The 18,778-nt window shown below is 33.6% G+C and carries 20 protein-coding genes and 1 pseudogene; 6 read left to right on the top strand and 15 right to left on the bottom strand.

Features of this window, described 5'->3' with window-relative positions:
- Positions 1–137: 137 nt before the first annotated feature.
- A complete protein-coding gene (locus tag JFU20_RS18385; RefSeq protein WP_000976189.1) occupies positions 138–353 on the bottom strand; it encodes a hypothetical protein in 216 nt (71 codons plus the stop codon).
- A gap of 161 nt (positions 354–514) precedes the next feature.
- Here JFU20_RS18385 and hpt point away from each other — a divergent pair, with 161 nt between their 5' ends.
- A complete protein-coding gene (gene hpt / locus JFU20_RS18380) occupies positions 515–1,042 on the top strand; it encodes a hypoxanthine phosphoribosyltransferase (RefSeq protein ID WP_201038810.1) in 528 nt (175 codons plus the stop codon).
- Between the two features lie 82 nt (positions 1,043–1,124).
- Complete coding sequence (locus tag JFU20_RS18375; protein WP_201038809.1) at positions 1,125–2,027, top strand: diacylglycerol/lipid kinase family protein; 903 nt, start codon at positions 1,125–1,127, stop codon at positions 2,025–2,027.
- Between the two features lie 78 nt (positions 2,028–2,105).
- On the opposite strand, the gene JFU20_RS18370 is transcribed toward JFU20_RS18375, so the two are convergent.
- Positions 2,106–2,786, bottom strand: coding sequence for a DUF7003 family protein (locus JFU20_RS18370; protein WP_002015769.1), 681 nt, complete (start codon positions 2,784–2,786; stop codon positions 2,106–2,108).
- 194 nt (positions 2,787–2,980) lie between these two features.
- On the opposite strand from JFU20_RS18370, the gene JFU20_RS18365 reads away from it, so the two are divergent.
- Positions 2,981–3,916 (top strand): Rpn family recombination-promoting nuclease/putative transposase, encoded by a 936-nt coding sequence (locus JFU20_RS18365; RefSeq protein WP_201038808.1) that lies wholly within the window; start codon positions 2,981–2,983, stop codon positions 3,914–3,916.
- 39 nt (positions 3,917–3,955) lie between these two features.
- Here JFU20_RS18365 and JFU20_RS18360 read toward each other — a convergent pair whose 3' ends face one another.
- The 3 genes and pseudogenes from JFU20_RS18360 to JFU20_RS18350 all read right to left on the bottom strand — a co-directional run.
- Positions 3,956–4,720, bottom strand: a complete 765-nt coding sequence (locus JFU20_RS18360) for a hypothetical protein (protein WP_002015773.1) — start codon at positions 4,718–4,720, stop codon at positions 3,956–3,958.
- 52 nt (positions 4,721–4,772) lie between these two features.
- Positions 4,773–5,027 (bottom strand): hypothetical protein, encoded by a 255-nt coding sequence (locus JFU20_RS18355; protein ID WP_002164894.1) that lies wholly within the window; start codon positions 5,025–5,027, stop codon positions 4,773–4,775.
- A gap of 121 nt (positions 5,028–5,148) precedes the next feature.
- Positions 5,149–5,319: pseudogene (locus JFU20_RS18350) on the bottom strand (FtsX-like permease family protein); the annotation flags it as partial.
- Between the two features lie 371 nt (positions 5,320–5,690).
- On the opposite strand from JFU20_RS18350, the gene JFU20_RS18345 reads away from it, so the two are divergent.
- On the top strand, positions 5,691–5,870 hold the full coding sequence (locus tag JFU20_RS18345) for a cold-inducible protein YdjO-related protein (protein WP_002015777.1): 180 nt from the start codon (positions 5,691–5,693) through the stop codon (positions 5,868–5,870).
- Positions 5,871–6,087: 217 nt separating this feature from the next.
- Here JFU20_RS18345 and JFU20_RS18340 read toward each other — a convergent pair whose 3' ends face one another.
- The 8 genes from JFU20_RS18340 to JFU20_RS18305 form a co-directional block, all read right to left on the bottom strand.
- On the bottom strand, positions 6,088–7,935 hold the full coding sequence (locus tag JFU20_RS18340) for an FtsX-like permease family protein (protein ID WP_201038807.1): 1,848 nt from the start codon (positions 7,933–7,935) through the stop codon (positions 6,088–6,090).
- Positions 7,936–7,950: 15 nt separating this feature from the next.
- Entirely contained in the window at positions 7,951–8,712 is a 762-nt protein-coding gene (locus JFU20_RS18335; protein WP_002015781.1) for an ABC transporter ATP-binding protein, read from the bottom strand.
- A 422-nt stretch (positions 8,713–9,134) separates the two neighbouring features.
- Positions 9,135–9,905, bottom strand: coding sequence for a rod shape-determining protein MreC (gene mreC / locus JFU20_RS18330; protein ID WP_002015782.1), 771 nt, complete (start codon positions 9,903–9,905; stop codon positions 9,135–9,137).
- A 141-nt stretch (positions 9,906–10,046) separates the two neighbouring features.
- A complete protein-coding gene (locus JFU20_RS18325; protein WP_002164893.1) occupies positions 10,047–10,409 on the bottom strand; it encodes a YxeA family protein in 363 nt (120 codons plus the stop codon).
- A 143-nt stretch (positions 10,410–10,552) separates the two neighbouring features.
- Entirely contained in the window at positions 10,553–12,061 is a 1,509-nt protein-coding gene (locus tag JFU20_RS18320; protein WP_002164892.1) for a sensor histidine kinase, read from the bottom strand.
- On the bottom strand, positions 12,045–12,746 hold the full coding sequence (locus JFU20_RS18315; RefSeq protein ID WP_002164891.1) for a response regulator transcription factor: 702 nt from the start codon (positions 12,744–12,746) through the stop codon (positions 12,045–12,047). The genes JFU20_RS18320 and JFU20_RS18315 overlap by 17 nt, the downstream gene beginning before the upstream one ends.
- 28 nt (positions 12,747–12,774) lie before the next feature.
- Entirely contained in the window at positions 12,775–13,389 is a 615-nt protein-coding gene (locus tag JFU20_RS18310) for a DedA family protein (protein ID WP_002015786.1), read from the bottom strand.
- Complete coding sequence (locus tag JFU20_RS18305) at positions 13,389–13,967, bottom strand: class I SAM-dependent methyltransferase (protein WP_002129619.1); 579 nt, start codon at positions 13,965–13,967, stop codon at positions 13,389–13,391. The genes JFU20_RS18310 and JFU20_RS18305 overlap by 1 nt, the downstream gene beginning before the upstream one ends.
- A 199-nt stretch (positions 13,968–14,166) precedes the next feature.
- On the opposite strand from JFU20_RS18305, the gene JFU20_RS18300 reads away from it, so the two are divergent.
- The gene (locus JFU20_RS18300; RefSeq protein ID WP_002015788.1) at positions 14,167–14,733 is read left to right on the top strand and encodes a hypothetical protein; all 567 of its coding nucleotides are present in this window, start codon (positions 14,167–14,169) and stop codon (positions 14,731–14,733) included.
- Between the two features lie 65 nt (positions 14,734–14,798).
- On the opposite strand, the gene JFU20_RS18295 is transcribed toward JFU20_RS18300, so the two are convergent.
- Complete coding sequence (locus JFU20_RS18295) at positions 14,799–16,748, bottom strand: ABC transporter permease (RefSeq protein ID WP_033715964.1); 1,950 nt, start codon at positions 16,746–16,748, stop codon at positions 14,799–14,801.
- Complete coding sequence (locus JFU20_RS18290) at positions 16,735–17,505, bottom strand: ABC transporter ATP-binding protein (protein WP_002015790.1); 771 nt, start codon at positions 17,503–17,505, stop codon at positions 16,735–16,737. Before JFU20_RS18290 ends, JFU20_RS18295 begins: the two co-directional genes overlap by 14 nt.
- Before the next feature lie 306 nt (positions 17,506–17,811).
- On the opposite strand from JFU20_RS18290, the gene JFU20_RS18285 reads away from it, so the two are divergent.
- On the top strand, positions 17,812–18,684 hold the full coding sequence (locus JFU20_RS18285) for an AraC family transcriptional regulator (RefSeq protein ID WP_201038806.1): 873 nt from the start codon (positions 17,812–17,814) through the stop codon (positions 18,682–18,684).
- The last annotated feature ends 94 nt before the right edge of the window (positions 18,685–18,778 follow it).

Raw genomic sequence — 18,778 nt, 5'->3', positions numbered from 1 at the left:
CCTAAAATATGCTTGCCCTTTACCTTACACTTATAGTTTATCCAAAACACTACTATGCAACTATCGATTTGTCTTACAAATCACCTTACATTTTTGTAAGAAACGAAAAACCTTCACTCTATATACGTGAAGGTTTCTCATTTCTTATCTATAGAATCTTTCATATCATCAAGTCCAGCCTCTTGCAGCTGCGACATCATACCGTGGGAAATTGCGCCCAATACTAAAGTCATTCCAATTAGTGAAATGCGAATTGCAGGTACATCAATTATGTAAGCCAACATACCAAGAACAATTGTTAAAAGCAATGCTTTTATAAATGTTACACTTGTATACTGTTTCTTTTTCATCATAATCACCCTTCATGGAAGCGTTTTCTTAATGTAATCAGTATATCATATCATCTGATTATTTTGTGGGGGTTTCTGTAAAAACCTTATATCTTCTTTGACTTTTTTCTTTCTATCCTTTACAGTCGAAATGTTCACAAGTTTTACACTGTAGGAGGATTCAAATGAAAATTGAAATAAAAGACACTTTAATTTCTGAAGAACAATTACAAGAAAAAGTAAAAGAACTAGCTCTTCAAATCGAACGTGATTTTGAAGGAGAAGAAATCGTAGTAATCGCTGTATTAAAAGGATCTTTCGTATTCGCTGCTGATTTAATTCGTCACATTAAAAACGATGTAACAATCGACTTTATTTCTGCATCTAGCTACGGAAATCAAACAGAAACAACTGGCAAAGTAAAACTATTAAAAGATATCGACGTAAACATTACTGGAAAAAACGTAATTGTCGTAGAAGATATTATCGATTCTGGTTTAACACTTCACTTCTTAAAAGATCACTTCTTTATGCATCAACCGAAAGCGTTGAAATTCTGTACGTTACTTGATAAACCTGAGCGTCGTAAAGTAGACTTAAAAGCTGAATATGTTGGCTTCCAAATTCCAGACGAATTTATCGTTGGCTACGGTATCGACTGCGCAGAAAAATATCGTAACTTACCATTTATCGCTTCAGTTGTAACGGAATAATATAATAGAATGAACTTTCATCAATTACTGATGGAAGTTTATTTTCTATCACGATTCGTAAAAGACAAAGGGAGAGAATAAAATGACAAAAACAAAATTTGAAAAAGTACTCCTCATCGTAAATCCAAAAGCAGGGCAAGGCGATTTACATACGAACTTAACGAAAATCGTACCACCTCTTGCGGCAGCTTTTCCTGACTTACATATCCTTCATACGAAAAAGCAAGGTGATGCAACAAAATATTGCCAAGAGTTTGCTAGTAAAGTAGATTTAATTATCGTCTTTGGTGGTGACGGCACTGTATTTGAATGCACAAACGGCTTAGCACCTCTTGAAACTAGACCTACACTTGCAATTATTCCCGGCGGAACTTGCAACGACTTCTCTCGCACACTCGGTGTTCCTCAAAATATTGCAGAAGCAGCAAAGCTTATCACAAAGGAACATGTAAAACCAGTTGACGTCGCAAAAGCAAACGGACAACATTTCTTAAACTTTTGGGGTATTGGACTCGTATCTGAAGTATCAAACAATATCGATGCAGAAGAGAAAGCAAAGCTTGGTAAAATCGGTTACTACTTAAGTACCATTCGAACTGTCAAAAACGCTGAAACATTCCCAGTAAAAATTACTTACGACGGACAAGTATATGAAGACGAAGCTGTCCTTGTTATGGTTGGAAACGGTGAATATCTCGGGGGTATCCCATCCTTTATTCCGAACGTAAAATGTGATGACGGAACACTTGATATTTTCGTAGTCAAATCAACAGGCATTCAAGCGTTTAAAGATTATATCGGAAAGAAACTATTTGAAGACTCAAATGAAAATGACATCTTCCACGTCAAAGCTAAATCCATTCATATTGAAACAGAAGAAGAAAAAGAAGTAGATACAGATGGTGAAAGCTCTCTTCATACACCGTGTCATATTGAGTTGTTACAAGCGCACTTTACGATGATTTATAATCCTGCGGTTGTTTAATGAAAAAAGACTATCCGATTTTTAACATTTCGGATAGTCTTTTTTAGTAAAAATGCGCTTTGATCTACTCTTTCATTTTTAATATGAGTTTTCGTAATCAAACTCCACCCAATTTTTCCAATGCGTATTAGCATCCTTATCTACAATAACACTTGGATCTTGCTTCTCTATCGCTGCAGCTACTGATTGGAAGAATTCATTTTCACTTACTTTCTCTTCTTCAACATGTTGCCACTCTTCCGTTTCATAAGCTACTTCCCAATCACCTTTTAAACCGAACTCTTCTAAAATTTCTTCTTTATCCCACCATAATAACTTTCTAGCTTCGTCATTAGCAGCAAGCATACGCATGAAATATGTCGGATAATACTCTTTCGTTTTCACTTCTATTCCATTATTCGCATAATCTTCTTCTGTAAATTGATATTCAAAATGATGATCGCGAATTTTTAAACTACCGTTATGAATATCCGGCATAAATTCACCTTTATTATCAAATAATTCATAATCTCCATCTTTTACTTGCAAAATACCGTCATCACCAATTGAATGATTCATTCTATCGCCATATACTTGAATATCATTAAATACACCTAATGAACCTACACCGACAATTTGAAACACCATTAACCAATCCTTAGTATCTTTAAAGAAAAGAGAAAATTTCACTTGCGAAATATCCATATATTCATTATCAAAGGCAGGAAAGTCATAGTTACTTTGCTTTCTATCTAATAGCTTCAAAATATCTTTTTGCATATGTATCACCTTTTCCTCAATATAAACAAAAATTTTTTTTTTGATTTCACTAGAGTATAACATAGACATACTTGCCTTTTATTTTCTAATAATACTACTAATAAAATAGCAGAAGGGTCTGTTTGCATGGCCTAGTTCTTTTTAGGTACAATGAGGGAAAGAGGCAACCTGATATACAAGGGAGAGGAAAAGCTGTGTTCAACCAACAGTTAGTTAATTTACGCATTGATTTTGCATTTAAACAATTGTTTGGTACGAATGGTAGTGAAGATATTCTAATTGCATTTTTAAATGCCATGTTACAAGATTCTTTAGAATCACCCATCGCTTCTCTACAACTAGAATATCCGCATTTACACCGGGAACACGCAAATGATAAATTATCAATTCTAGACATTTCAGCTACGTTAAACACAGGGACAAAAGTAAATGTAGAAATACAGCTCAATAATAATCACGATATGATGAAACGCAGTTTATATTATTGGGGAAAATTATACACATCTCAATTACAAAAAGGCATGCCATACAGTGCACTTCGTAAAACCATCACCATTAATTTATTGAACTTCATAATGTTTTTAGATCACAAAGAATTTCATACAATGGGCACATTATGGAATACACAACAACAGAAACTCCTAAGTGACGACATAGAAATTCACATTGTAGAAATCCCAAAGTTAACAGAACAATGGCATGAAGAAAAAGTAAATCCATGGAAAGATCCATTTGTTCGTTGGCTTTTATTACTTTCAGCAAATGAGGATGAACATTTAACTAAAACATTGGAGGATATTGCTATGAACCAAGATCCTATTTTACAAAAAGCGATAAATAATTGGGAACGTATGAGTCAAGATTCTTCTTTTCGCCAAGCCTATGAAGCGAGGGAAAAGGTTTTAATGGATGAGGCTGCAAAATTTGCCCACGCAGAGAAAGAAGGAATGAAAAGAGGCATAGAAAAGGGGATGGAAAAAGGGATGAAAAAAGGGATGAAAAAAGGGATTCAACAAGGAAAAATACAAATGATTAAAGGTATGTATGAACTTGGTATCCCTCTTGAAACGATTTCTCAAGCAAGCAAATTAAGTGTACATGAAGTTGAACGCATGTTAAGACATAAATAATAATGAAAAAGAGCTTGAATGGTTTCAAGCTCTTTTTCATCAACTTTCCTCAATTCTTTCAGTCTTCCAAACTAAATTAGCTGGCTCATTTTTCTCTAAAAAGGTTAACATCCATATATTTTTCCCTTTGTCGTTCATCAACATCACTTTATGGTTTAACTTCCAAGCCACGTCACTAACATGATTAAACATTTTATACATGTCTTCTTCTCTAATAAGTTTGTCTTTTCTAATTAACCTTCTAGTTCTATACTCCCTTATTTCTAAGTAAATATCAGCATAAGCCACTTCATGCTGACAAATTATACTACATACATATTTTTTATTTGGACTACTCTTCTTTATATATGCAAGTTCATTTTTATAATCCAAATCCAGTATCTGATTGTATGCTTTTTCTAACGCCTCTATATCCCAATCATATTTCACAGCTAAATTCTTCATTTCAGAGTGTACAATACGAAGAGCTAATTCTTTTTTCTCTCGCTCTAATAAATACGAAAAATCCTTTTCACTCCCATACTCTACAAAAGCATTCATATATTCAGGGAAAATTCGATATTTCTTCTCCCACTGATTTAATAATGAAATATCATCCACACAGTAAATCAAAATACCTTTTTCATAGTCTGTTCTTAGCTTTGGCATATGTCGCTCGTATAAAGAAGTAATACAGCTCGTTTCTTGTAAAAAAGATATCTCTTCCTCATAATTGCTTGAGGATGTTAATTGTAATACTTCTAGGCTACTTATATTCTCTTTTCTTTTTAGAAAACTTAATTGGATATCTCTTATAATTGGCATTTACTCTCTCCTTCTTAACGCTACGACTATATAATTAATTCTCTAGTACCAACTAATTAATTTCAACCCAGCCCATTCCCATAGAGAGAAATAAAAGCCCCACTACAAAAAAGAGCGCACCAATTAAAAAGTAGAACGGTGCTCCGTGCAGCGGATCACTAAATAGCTCTAGAATATTTTGTGCCACTACTGTCCATTTATCTTTCTTTGAATCTTTTTCTTTTATTTCTTTTACAAATCTATAAATGCTTAGGCCAATCAAAATGATGCCTATTAATAGGCATCCTACTATAATTAAAATCCCCAATTATAACACTCCATTTAAATACCATTGTCATACACACTTCATTTTAACTAATAAAAAAGCGAAAGAGAACATAATTCCCACTATGTTTCCTTTCGTTTCACGAGAAATTTCATCACTATTTTTATTCCTTAACAATCCGAAAATAAGAACGAACCGTTAAGAAATAATAGCCAATATACATGGTGCTATACAGACCAATACTAATTAATAACGGGACTGCAATTTCATACGGAAGTACTGCCGATAAGCCTTTTAGCACAAATAAACTATGTGAAACTCTAACTACTAATGGATATATTCCTCAATTACTCATATTAAATCTATTTTAATTCAGTTCTCTTAAAATTTTTTTGATAGTATACTCATTTTCCTTTATAGTTCTTTAGGCTTATCTGAATTGAAATAAGAGAAGAAAAAGAGGTAGAAACATGCGGAGAAGGTTGACGGCATACACCGTGTCAAATTGAATTATTACTAAGGCGTTCAACGATGATTTATAATCCTGAGCTTGTATAATCGCTATTTCGCTATACTTTAACAATTACTAACCTTCGCATTTTTTAAAAAATACAGTATAATGAATAAATAAAAGGTTGTTAACAAAAACGTTAACAGCCTTTTTTGTTTTTTCTAAAAAACTTTTCAATTTAAAGGAGCGATCACATGTATTGGAGAAAAAATGATAAACCTGTAGAAGAACCAGAAGCAATTGCTGTGTGGGAATGCGAAGCAGACGACTGCCTTGGATGGATGCGTAAAAACTTTTCTTTAGAAGATAAGCCACAATGTCCGTTGTGTAAAGGCGACATGAAAAGCGGCGAACGATTACTACAGAAGTTATAATACCTTTCCCTCTTTATCTTTTATATACTGAAAAGATAGAGGATTTTATTTCTCCTTATCTACAGTACAAGTTGCTTCCTAATTATAAATAATGAAAGAAGCAGCTATTACGTAGAATAGCTGCTTCTTTCAATCTATAACTTCTTCATCGCTATAAATTCCATATGATATTCCCCTAAATTTATCTCTATTCATCATCCCCCTTACTCACTACATACTACACTTCTTTCGGAAGAACAATTTTTTTATACAATTGAACTGTAATGAAATAATAAAGCACATAAATGACTAAGAAAATAATAATCGGCAGCCAAATACGGAAATATGGATTATCTATTAAGAACGAGAACATGCTCATTCCGACTAATACGTGCATTATACCTACGATCGCTGGGAACAAGAAAACTAAAAGTAACTCTTTATAAATTGATTTCGTTAATAGCTCATAACGCACACCAATTTTACGAAGCATTTGATAGCGAATAATATCTTTTGAAGCACCAGAAAGAATTTTAAACATTAAACAGCTTGCCAGCATCGCTAAGAAAGCTATGCCTAAGAAAAATCCCATAAATACTGTTCCACTGTAAGTACTGTAATATCCTTCATACAGCATATATTTACTCAAAAGATGTACGTCCTTCATATCTTTATATTTAGCTAGCTCTAATTCATCAATTTTTTTCCATTCTTCTTTATACGTTATAAAATTGTCCGTTTTCCCCAGTATTATAATTTCTTCTTTACCTTGTATCCCGTCATACATCTTTTGATCTACAATTTGTATCTTTTGACTAGGATTCATATATGTCTTTTGAAGAGACCTTAAAACATTTCCCCACTCTTCTGGAATTACATTGGTATTATCCTCATTTTTTTCTTGCCTATGACTTAAAACGGCTCCCACAATTAGCTCCCTCGAAACAGGCACAAATCGGCTACTATTCTCGTCTTTTCTAGTACGTGTTAGCGGACGATTTCTTTCTAAATCTTCTTTCAATTGATAAATAAACTGCTCATCTACTTTGTATCGATATTCATTCTTTTCTTTAAATGTAATGCTATCTAATATTTTCTTTTCTTCTGCTGTGGGATTTTTAATTTCGACATCATAGTATTCTGCACTCTCCACCATATTTGTGACATTATTTTTTAACGCCATCCCACTAGAAATTGCACCCGCACCGAGAGCCACTAACATAGCAACTGTCGCTAATACTTTCGTTAAACTATTAATAGAAAAACTTAACTGTGCAAACGTAAACGCATTGATTCCTTTTTCACTACGATTTTTATTCGCTTTTAGTTTGTTAATAATAATGGGAAGGAATGATGCAAATAGCATATAAGTTCCTAGTGTTACTGTAATTGTAGCAATGATAAATCCTGATTCCTTTAACTCTTTCATATAAATCATCGAAGCATAACCAACTGCTAATAAAATAATTGATAAAAGTACTACTATATTCGTTAGTTTTCCTTTAGTAGGCGTACGCTCTGTGTGACTATTGGAGTGAACGAGTTGTAATAGCGAATTACGCACTAGTTTCATACCATTCATAATTGCGGACAACATAAATAATGCAATGAAAAAGATGAAAGTAACAATAATTGATGGTACATAAAATGCATGATAACCACCGCCAGTAAATTCTAGTTCCTTCATCAGTAAATGTCCAACGCCTTGCGCCAAGATTATACCGACTATCACACCTACTATAAGAGATACTATTCCTAATACAATTGTTTCAATAAACATAAGCAATGTAATTTTATGCTTTTTTGCCCCTAATACCATATACATACCAAATTCTTTTTGCCGAAGTGATAATAAAAATGAATTGGCGTATAAAATATAAAATAATGTAATGAAACCTAATAAAAATGATCCTGTTTGGAAGACTGAAAAAATTCCATCCATGGAATTCCCTTCGATAAACGTTTTATTTAACGCTAACGTTTGAAACATATAAAAAATTGAAATAGACATAATAAGCCCAACTAATAAGACCATATAGTCTTTTCGTTTACTTTTTAGTCCCGACATGGAAAGTTTGAATAACATGTTGAACCTTCTTTCTTATGCTTTTTGTGTGCCTAAATCTGCAAGCACATCTAAAATTTCTTTATAAAACTCTTCACGAGTACCTCTGCGATGAATTTCTTTATACAATTCTCCATCTTGGATGAATAAAATACGTCGGCAATAACTTGCGCTTAATGGATCGTGTGTAACCATCATAATTGAAACATCCTGTTCTTCATTTAAGTTGGTCATCGCCTCTAATAAACTTTTCGCATTTTTAGAATCAAGCGCTCCTGTTGGCTCATCTCCTAAAATTATTGCTGGCTCATGTACAAGTGCACGAGCCGCCGCCGAACGTTGTTTTTGTCCACCAGATACTTCGGACGGATATTTTTGAAGAATCTCTGAAATTCCTAACATTTCTGCTACCTTCTTCACCTTTGATCCAATTCTTTTCGAATGAACACCTTGCAGAGAAAGCGGTAATGCAATGTTTTCATAGATTGATAAATTTTCAAGTAAGTTAAAATCTTGAAAGATAAACCCTAGTTTCTCTGAACGAAAATCAGATAATTCCCCTTGCTTCATTTTCGTAATATCTGTTCCAGCAATTTCAACAATTCCACCTGTCGCTTTATCTAATGTAGAAATCACATTCAATAATGTTGTTTTCCCTGAACCAGATGGTCCCATAATCCCAACGAATTCACCCTCTTGGATTGAGAACGATACATTCTTTAATGCATGTGATTGGCTCTCACCTTTTTTACCGTATACCTTTTGTACATTCTTTACCTCTACAACTGATGTTTTCATATATATCCTCCTACACTTCTTTTCCTACTTTTATTTTCCTTACATATTTCCCGAGCACCTCTTAACCCATTTCTAAGTATAGATAGCATTTCTTAATAAATAGCAGTGGATATTCTTAATATTTCTTTAAGAATATGAAAAAGCCCCAAAGCTAGTACTTGGGACTTTTGGTTTCTATATTCTATTTTTGAGTAAGAAATAAAGACTTTATTTCTCCTCTTTAATCTTAATTTTTGCTTGTTTCTGAAGAGCCGCATCTTCCATTTTATCTATAGATTTATGAACTGATTTTACTTCTTCTCGTGCTTTTTCAAAAACTTCTTTTTCTTTGTTCCATACTTTTTCTTATTCCTCTTAATCTTACTCTACCTAAAAAAAATGATATTCATCTCTTCTTCACTTTTAATAGACACTATTCTTTGCTACCCTTTAGGTTCTACTAAAATGACATCTTCTAAATCATATAAATTCGCCTTTGGTTTTGCATAAATAATATGTGCAAGACCATATTTATCCGGCTCTTGATCTATTACCTCTGCTACTTCAAGACCAGGTGGTATTTTCTGGCTCAATTCAGAGGTAATAATGCTATCACCTATTTTTATTTCTTTCGCTTTATCTGATGGAATATTATCAATTCGAAGGGCTTGTTTTTCCTTATCATACCCTGTAACAAATCCTAAAATGGATGAATTATTTTGGAAGGTGATTGTTAAACGATTTGTTCGTTCATCTTTCGTAATTAATTTCACAACAGATGTAAATTGATCTACACTCTCTATCTTTCCAATAAGACCATTCACTGTAATAACAGCCATATCAACCTTTACACCATGTTGTGCCCCTCTATCAAGAGTGATTTTTCCATACCACTCTTCTGCTACGCGCCTTACTACTGTAGCTTGAATTAAATTGTATTTTCCTTGTTCCTTTAATTCTCTCGTCTTGTTGATAAGCTTAGTAAGGTTTTCTTTCTCCTCACTTAATATGTGTACTTTACTCTTTAACGATTCTTGGTGCTCGATTTTTTCTTTCAATACTTGATTCTCTTTATATACTTTATAAATGTCTTCTATATTGTGAACAATATTTTGTACATGCCTATTATTCGTGCATACATACATCATCAATAAAACAAAAAGAATAATTGAAAGAAATAATAATATTTTCTTATTAGAAACCTGCATAATCATCCTGTTACTCCTTACCATTCTTATCTACACAATATAGAATACTAGTAGTTGTATACAGAAGAAATGCAGTTTAGATAAAGTTCAGATAATCTTTATCTTCTTTATAAAAATTTTAGAAATTATCATATACTGCTACTATATTCAGGGCTTGATTGTTACTTTTTCTTTTGCTTTGGGCGGTATTTCCTCACGCTGTTCTTCTTCCCACTGCATACCATAAGTCCTTTTAGATTTAATCTTTAAATATGCTCCTATTCTTAAATGTTTTGCAGTAGTCAGCATAATCTTTTGTTCCTTTCCAGATTCATCATACCCTTTAAATTTATAACTCCATCTACCAAAACCTTTACTTTTCACTTCATATTCCCCATCACTGTCGACAACAGCATAATAAACATCTTCTTTAATAAATGGATTGAGTTGATCTACAATCGGTCCACCTTTCACTACAAGTAATGTAACTCCAACTATAATCAATACGATAAACGCGCTTAATTTTTTCATATAACTTTCGATTCTCCACTTCTCTGTTTTATTAATCAACGTCCACCTGAATGATGGAATAAGACTCTCTCTAAATCAATAGCAACACTATCACTCATTCTTCCCTAATTAGAAGGTAACCGATATTTCTAATGTTCTTCTAATTAAATTGGCAATAAGATAATAAATTGAATAACCCCATTTTCATATTCTGCTCGAATTTCTCCTTTGTGCAATTCAACAATGCTTTTTGCAATTGCAAGCCCCAAGCCTGAACCTTCTACAGCTCTACTTCTCGATTGATCTTTTTTATAAAAACGCTCAAACAAATTCTCCAATTCTGTTTTTGTAAATTCTTCACTATGATTCGCTATAGAAATTTTGATATGCTGTTCTTCTCTTTGAAGTGAAACTTGAATTTCTGCTTTATCTATACTGTATTTAATTGCATTTATTAAGAGGTTTTCAAACACACGTACCATTTTTTCCGAGTCCACAACGGCATATATACGATCTTCCTGAAATTCTTTCACAAAAGAAAGATTATGCTCCTCCGCTTGTGGTACTAGCTCTTCTATTAATTGATCAAGTAGTTCATTCATACATACTTCTTGCGAATCTAACGACATATTTTCATCTGTTAGTTTTGTATACTCAAACAAATCTTCTATTAACATCTTCAACTGCTCTGATTTTGAAAAAGCAATTTTTATATACTCATCATGCTGTTCTTTATTTTCATATTTCGCATCACCTAGTAAGCGTAAATACCCCATAATAGAAGTAAGTGGTGTTCTTAAATCATGTGATACATTTGTAATCAATTCACTTTTTTGTTTCTCTATTTGTTTTTCTTTTTCTATATTAGCCAAAAGCTTTTCTGCCATTTGATTAATATTTGAAGTTAATACACCTATTTCATCTTGACCTGCCTGTTTGATTTTGTATTGTAAGTTCCCTTTCGAAAACTCTCTTACTCCTTCTGCCATTGCTTCAATCTGATTCATCTTCCTTTTCGTTATATAAAAGAAAGAAAGTAGAAAAGTAATAAAACCTAGTAAAGATGGGAATGGACTACTACCGTTCACTACATACTTTACATTTCCTTGTGGTATACCACTTGCAATGATATACATATTTTTCGTATTAACAGTAACTGGATAAAAGGTTGTAAACTCCTTACGCTTTTGTTCAGCTCTATCTTGAATTAAATTCTGTGCCTCTACATATCGTACTTGATCCATTTTAAAATCCATTACATTACGCATCGTCTCATGAAGATTAATCTGTTCTTCCGGTGCTCCCTTTGTTTTATAAACCACTTTCCCATTCTCATCTATTATTAAAACCTTCAATTGATTTTGATGATTCAATTGATCAAGCAGTTCTTGTATATTAATTTCCTTACCCTCTTCTGTCATACTTTCAACAAGCCTTTGTGTCTGTCCATCAATGGCTTCCATACCTGATGCATAATCAATGATAGAAATTTTATTCGCATCCTCGAAAAAGGAAGATGAAGACCACCCTACTAATACACCAAGTAATGTACAGAAAGTAAATGTAGTAATTAGCTGTACACGTATACTCTTTTGCAAATAACTACCTGTTTTACCTATCATTTTTTTTAAAACTTGATTCATCCATATTATCGGTTCAAATATCTTTCTCAATCTTGTAGCCAACTCCCCATATTGTTTTAATGTAACGAGGCTTCCTTGGAATTGCCTCTATCTTTTCACGTATTTTCCGAATATGTACCATCACAGTATTATCGGATTGGAAAGCTTGCTCTTTCCATACTCTTTCATAAATTTGCTCTGCATTTAATACCATTCCTTGATTTCGTGCAAGCAATTCTAATACCTCAAACTCTCTCGGTGTCAATTTCACCTCTTCATTTGCAATAATGACCTGCCGCGTTGCTATATTTATCTTTATATCTCCAACTTCAAATACATTTTCATCTTTTACACTTGCCCCGCTCATTTTCATATATCTCCGAAGTTGTGATTTAATACGAGCAATGAGTTCAAGTGGATTAAATGGTTTTGCTACGTAATCGTCTGCTCCAGTTGTTAACCCTAAAATCTTGTCCATATCTTGCGTTTTTGCCGACAGCATAATAATGGGCATTTCCGCTATTTCTCTCACTTTCATACACATATGAATACCATCTATTTTCGGCATCATAATATCAAGTACAATTAGATGCACGTCTCTTTTCCTTACTATTTCTAACCCCTCTTCACCATCTCCAGCTTGTAATACTTCGTAACCTTCATTCTTCAAATAGATGGCGATAAGTTTTCTAATTTCCTTCTCATCGTCCACGATAAGTATCGTTCCTTTACTCACAAAATCTCCTCCAGCATCATTTACCAAACTATGAATGTTGCTTTATTTCACTCACTACTGCATTCTTCTTATGCATATACACATAAGAAATACTAGAAACTATGATAACGATGCCACCAAAATATATACCGTACTCGGTCGCAAGGGTTACTATCACTTCTATATGCTTTCCAAATATAGAACCTAGTACAAAATAAACTAACGTCCAGACAAATCCTGTTACATATGAATAAATCGCATATGTCTTAAAAGACATGTTATTCATTCCTACTAAATACGGTACAATATGCCTCACAACAGGTATAAAATAACTTATAACTAATGCATAATGACCATATTTCCCTATCATCTCTTGCGATTTTAGAAGATACTTCATCTTTTTCTTTTTCATCAATTTATTAAGCACTTTTATGCCAAAGATTTTCCCGAGTATATACCCTAAAGAAAGGCCGGATACAACGCCTAAATACGTTAATAGAAAGGCGGGAATCAAATTTAATATACCCATCGATGATACAAATCCACCACTCATTACAATCATTTCATCTGGAATCGGCATACCGATAATACCAAGCCATAAACAAAAAAATAGTGCCCAATAACCATACTGCTCAATGTATGACATTAATTCATGTAGCTCCATTATGCATATGCTCCCCTTAGCTCTTTTTTACAGCTAAAGACGTAAGCTGGCGGGAAATTGAACCACACTTTTTCTAGTGTAATTTCAGGGAAGAAATGCTGTATAAATCCTTTTTTCACAAGTGAATATTGAAATGTAATAAATTCTCCATTCTCATGTATCGTTTCCATTACACTGTTTAAAATGCGCTTTGAAACCTCTTCTGGTAAAGAAGTGAAAGGCAATCCCGATAAGACGTAATCAATACATTCTATATTCAATTGTTCCATATACTTCTTTATATTTTCCGCTGAGCCGTGTATAACAATCACGTTCTGCTCATCTTTAAATTTTCTCTTTAACTCTTTGAAAAATACTTCATTAATTTCAATAAGAAGAAATATTGTCTCCTTCTTCTTTCTCTTTATAATTTCTTTCGTAAAGGCTCCTGTACCAGGCCCTAGCTCTACAATGCATTTCGCTCTATTAAAATCAATTACATCTACCATTTTCTTTGCTAATATCTTTGAACTTGGCGCAATCGCACCAGTATGTTTCGGATGTTTAATAAATTCATTTAAGAATGTTATGAGCTGCATGTAACTTCTCTCCATTCGTTCAATAGTTTTCAACTTGTGTTTAAGTATAACTATCGTTTCTTAACAAAAATTGAGGAGATTTCTTAAGATTTTATGAAGATGAAGGAAATCTCCTTATTTACTATAAGCAGATATGAAAATTGAATTACAAGGATAAACGACTCGAACATATACGAATAAGGCATCTTGTTTATTTACCATGAATGATCATGATCCTACTCCGATTTTGTATAGCGAAGTTACTATTTTTATGTTAGAATCCTCTAAGATATTTGAAATTAGTATAGAAATCATTTTTGGAGGCTTTATGAATAATCAAAACGATAATAAATCAAATGCATTATTTGCAGCTATACAAATAGTGCTACCACTTTTATTACCTATTCTTGTCCCTACATTTTTAATAGTGGGAATGAAAAAGTGGATGCCCGATGAAGTTAAGTATCCAAGCATAATATCATTGTTCGCATTATGTATGGGATTTTTCATAGTAGGAATTCTTTTCTCTATTGTTTTACGTTTATGTAAATTATCTGAGGAAAAATTAAAGGAATTAGGATTTTTAGGATGTACACTTTCGGCTGTTAGCACATTTCTAAGTTTTTATGTAGGTTACTTTTGGTTGGCAGACCTTAACTTCACATCAGTTGAATTATCACCTCATGCCGTATTAATTTTCGCTATTTTATGTACCTTGCTATTGGAAGGTATTTTTAAAGTAATGGACATGTTTGATAGTTCGGACGAAAATAAAGCTCACGTATAGACAAAAAAGCATTCGACTAACATGTTAGTCGGATGCTTCTTTACTAAGATAAAACAACTCTTTCATTACTTCGCGCTCACAATCTTATAATAAGAGCGAACTGTTAAGAAGTAATATCCGATATAAATAACGCTGTATACTCCGATACTAATTAGAAGCGGAATCATAATTTCAAATGGTAGTATGTTCCCTAAACCTTTTAATGCAAACAAACTGTGTAGAATTCCGATTACTAGTGGAATTGCAAAGATAAAGCTCACTTGTTTTGCAATAGCTTTTTTCATTTCTTGTTTCGTTACACCGACTTTATGAAGGACAACGTAACGCTCACGATCTGCACTTGCTTCTGTTAGCTGTTTGAAGTAAATAATAGAACCTGTTGCTAGTAAGAATACAAGTCCTAAGAACATTCCGATGAACATCATTAGTCCAGTTGCTTCAAGTCCCATATGGAAACCAGTATAGAAGTCTCTAAATGGTGGTGCCATTTCTGATTCACTAGCTGGCATCACTTTTGTTAATTTTTCTGTTAATACTTTACTGTTTCTTTCATCTTTTACATCAATATTTTTTACAACACGTGTTCCAAATGCTTGCTTCGCCTGTTCATACATTTCATCTGGAACGACAACAACTAATTCACCTAAGTTCGTAATTGCATTATTATTTGCACCTTGGATCGTCAATGTCTTCGTTTCATTTCCAATTTGGAATACCGCTTTATTTCCTTTATATTCAGGGCTAAACTCATACCCTTCAATATAAGAACTATCATATATAAATGCTTCACCAGCAGCTACATTCACTGTTTCCGCATCGATTTTTTTCGCAAGTTTGTTGAATTCAGATTGAGATATAAATTGATATTTCTCTGAGATACTGTAGTTCATATTAAAGATGAAATCGACTTTAGCTCCTTCAAACTTTCCTTTTACAGGAACCATCTCAACTTCAAATTGATCTTTTACAGGGTGATTCTCTTTCTCTTCAGCAAAAATCGCATTTACTTTCTTATCTAGTTCTGCATCTTTCTTCTCATAAGAGTAGCTGTATGGTGCAACTGCTTTTGATTGTGTAAATGTGTTGTAATACATCGTAACTGACGTACCAACCGCCGTTAATGTTACTGCACTTAAAATAGAAATTGTCGCAAGTGACTTTGCATTTCCTTTAATACGATATAGTAACTGTGACGTCGTTATCATATTCATACCGTTATAAAACGATGATTTATTATTTCTTGCACGTTTCAATACGAATACTGTAAAGAACATAAATAGTAAATACGTACCTAATACTGTCGCAAGTAATATATAAAGTGCGACTGCCATAAAGTTTGCATACATAACTGCCTTCATAAACATTAATGCTAAGAAATAACCTGAACCGATTAAGAAAATTGAAATTAACGCCATAATTACGGATCCTTTTGGCATTGCTTCTCCTTCACGTTCTGCGCGGAAAAGTTCAATTAACTTAAAGCGGTAAATTAAACGATACCCTTGAAGTGATGTATATAAAATAATCACAAAGAAAATAATTGCTGTATCAATAATCGCAGCCATCGGTACTTCAAAATGAACATTTAAGTTTAATCCCATCATACTTACTAGTAGTTCAAGGAATAGTTTCGAAAGGACGCTACCGATCGCAATCCCGATAATTAAAGACATTAATCCCATTAACATATTTTCATAAAAGAGCATTTTACCGATCTGCCTTTTTCGGATACCAAGTAACGAATATAGCCCAACTTCTTTTTTACGTTTTCTTGTAAAGAAACCGTTCGAATATATAATAAACACTGCTACGAAAATGATTAGCATTACACTGGAAACTTGGAATGCACCGCTAATCTTTTTTGATGCTTCCGCTGCTTTTTCCATTTGTGAATTATATTGCAGTGCTTTAAATGTAAAGTAAATTACGATACTAAATATCATAGATGCAAAATATACAAAGTAGTCTTTAAAGTTCCGCTGTATGTTGCGGAGGGCAATGCTAGATAAGGTCATCAGCCATACCTCCAGAAATGGAAGACATTACGTCAACGACTTTTTGGAAGAACTGTTTACGTGTTGATTCACCGCGGTGCAATTCTTTATATAACTCACCATCTTTAATGAAAATAACTCGTTTACAGTAACTCGCCGCAAACGCATCGTGCGTTACCATTAAAATTGTAGAATTATCATATTCATTTAACGACTTCATACTTTCAAGTAAATCTGTCGCTGATTTAGAATCAAGCGCTCCAGTCGGCTCGTCCCCGAAAATCATACTAGGACTTGTAACGATCGCGCGCGATGCTGCACAGCGCTGCTTCTGTCCGCCCGACACTTGATATGGGAACTGACTTAAAATATGATCAATACCGAATTTCTTTGAGATTTCAAGAACGCGGCGATCAATCTCACTTGCTTTCACCTTTGATAACGCAAGAGGTAACGCAATGTTCTCTTTTACCGTTAACGTATCTAATAAGTTATAATCTTGGAAAATGAAACCTAAATGATCGCGGCGGAATAACGCTAGCTTATCATCGTTCATCTTCACGATATCTTTTCCATCAATTAAAATTTCACCGTCCGTCGCATTATCAATTGTAGAAAGGACATTTAAAAGAGTCGTCTTCCCAGAACCAGAAGGCCCCATAATTCCAACGAACTCCCCTTCTTTTACTTGTAAGTTAATACCTTTTAAAGCTGCAAATTTATTCCCACCTGTGTCATATACTTTTTCAATATTTTTTGCTTCTAACACTGTTTTCATCTCGACATCCCTCATTTCTTCTATTCTCTATTTTCAACTATATACACTCTCTACTCTTGCCACTATCGATGTTTCTTACACAAACATGACAGTTATGTAAGGCACATAAGTAAAGACATCAGAATTTAACCTAATGTACTAAAGTACTTTGTTACTATAACATTGGGATATCATGCCATCCATTCATTCTCCTTACAGGAACATTACAATTTTGTAAGGTTAAAAATGCCCCCTACAAAGTTGTGCATGAAATGTCGGATGGAGCTATTTCATTCTTGCTATTCTATATACAAAGGAGGTCATAGTATGGATTCACTTAAAAATATGAATGCGGCAATGCGATATATTGAAGACAACCTTACACACGAAATTGATTTTAAAGAAGTCGCAAAAATAGCTTTCTGCTCCGAATATCATTTCAAAAGAATGTTTTCTTTTCTAGCTGGCATATCACTATCAGAATATATTCGCTGTAGACGTCTTACCCTTGCTGCCTTTGAACTAAAAGATAGCAATGCAAAAGTCATTGATGTCGCTATAAAATATGGATACAACTCACCAGATTCATTTACACGTGCATTTCAAAATTTGCACGGAATAACGCCTTCAGAAGCTCGAAGTACAATTCGTTCTTTGAAGGCTTATTCACCAATGACCTTCCAATTATCTATTCAAGGAGGAAGTGAAATGAACTATCGAATTGAAGAAAAAGACTCATTTCGAATTATAGGTATTACAAAACGAGTACCAATCGTTTTTAACGGTGTAAACGAAGAAATTGCTTCTATGTGGAAAAGTTTAACCCCACAGTCCATTCAAACATTAAAGATGCTTTCAAATGTGAACCCAAATGGAATCATTAGTGCCTCTACTAACTTTTCTGAAGGAAGAATGGAAGAAAAAGGCGAACTCGATCACTATATTGGAGTAGCCACAACGAAAGATTGTCCAAAGCAATTCAAACAACTTGAAGTCGCTGCTTCAACATGGGCTATATTTGAAGCTGTCGGTCCATTTCCTGATGCATTACAAAATGTGTGGGGACGTATTTATTCCGAATGGTTCCCTTCTTCGAACTACGAACTAGCAGAAGGACCGGAAATATTGTGGAATGAACAGAAAGATGTAACTTCTCCAAACTTCAAAAGTGAAATTTGGATACCGGTTTTGAAGAAATAATGTCTAGATCCAAATTTCCCTAAAATAAAAAAGCTACTGCTCCTTTGAAAGGAGCAGTAGCTTTTTTATTTTAACTTCTTCTTTACAAACAAAA

This window comes from Bacillus sp. TH30 (genome assembly GCF_016650875.1).
In the GTDB taxonomy this organism is placed as follows: Bacteria; Bacillota; Bacilli; order Bacillales; family Bacillaceae_G; genus Bacillus_A; species Bacillus_A mycoides.
The sequence above is the reverse complement of the archived record's forward strand: the minus strand, read 5'-3'. Positions and strand labels throughout refer to the sequence as shown.

Coding starts and splice junctions, on each gene's coding strand:
- JFU20_RS18385 (WP_000976189.1), bottom strand. CDS start 353: ATGATGAAAAAGAAACAGTATACAAGTGTAACATTTATAAAAGCATTG.
- hpt (WP_201038810.1), top strand. CDS start 515: ATGAAAATTGAAATAAAAGACACTTTAATTTCTGAAGAACAATTACAA.
- JFU20_RS18375 (WP_201038809.1), top strand. CDS start 1,125: ATGACAAAAACAAAATTTGAAAAAGTACTCCTCATCGTAAATCCAAAA.
- JFU20_RS18370 (WP_002015769.1), bottom strand. CDS start 2,786: ATGCAAAAAGATATTTTGAAGCTATTAGATAGAAAGCAAAGTAACTAT.
- JFU20_RS18360 (WP_002015773.1), bottom strand. CDS start 4,720: ATGCCAATTATAAGAGATATCCAATTAAGTTTTCTAAAAAGAAAAGAG.
- JFU20_RS18345 (WP_002015777.1), top strand. CDS start 5,691: ATGTATTGGAGAAAAAATGATAAACCTGTAGAAGAACCAGAAGCAATT.
- JFU20_RS18340 (WP_201038807.1), bottom strand. CDS start 7,935: ATGTTATTCAAACTTTCCATGTCGGGACTAAAAAGTAAACGAAAAGAC.
- JFU20_RS18335 (WP_002015781.1), bottom strand. CDS start 8,712: ATGAAAACATCAGTTGTAGAGGTAAAGAATGTACAAAAGGTATACGGT.
- mreC (WP_002015782.1), bottom strand. CDS start 9,905: ATGATTATGCAGGTTTCTAATAAGAAAATATTATTATTTCTTTCAATT.
- JFU20_RS18325 (WP_002164893.1), bottom strand. CDS start 10,409: ATGAAAAAATTAAGCGCGTTTATCGTATTGATTATAGTTGGAGTTACA.
- JFU20_RS18310 (WP_002015786.1), bottom strand. CDS start 13,389: ATGGAGCTACATGAATTAATGTCATACATTGAGCAGTATGGTTATTGG.
- JFU20_RS18305 (WP_002129619.1), bottom strand. CDS start 13,967: ATGCAGCTCATAACATTCTTAAATGAATTTATTAAACATCCGAAACAT.
- JFU20_RS18300 (WP_002015788.1), top strand. CDS start 14,167: ATGAATGATCATGATCCTACTCCGATTTTGTATAGCGAAGTTACTATT.
- JFU20_RS18295 (WP_033715964.1), bottom strand. CDS start 16,748: ATGACCTTATCTAGCATTGCCCTCCGCAACATACAGCGGAACTTTAAA.
- JFU20_RS18290 (WP_002015790.1), bottom strand. CDS start 17,505: ATGAAAACAGTGTTAGAAGCAAAAAATATTGAAAAAGTATATGACACA.
- JFU20_RS18285 (WP_201038806.1), top strand. CDS start 17,812: ATGGATTCACTTAAAAATATGAATGCGGCAATGCGATATATTGAAGAC.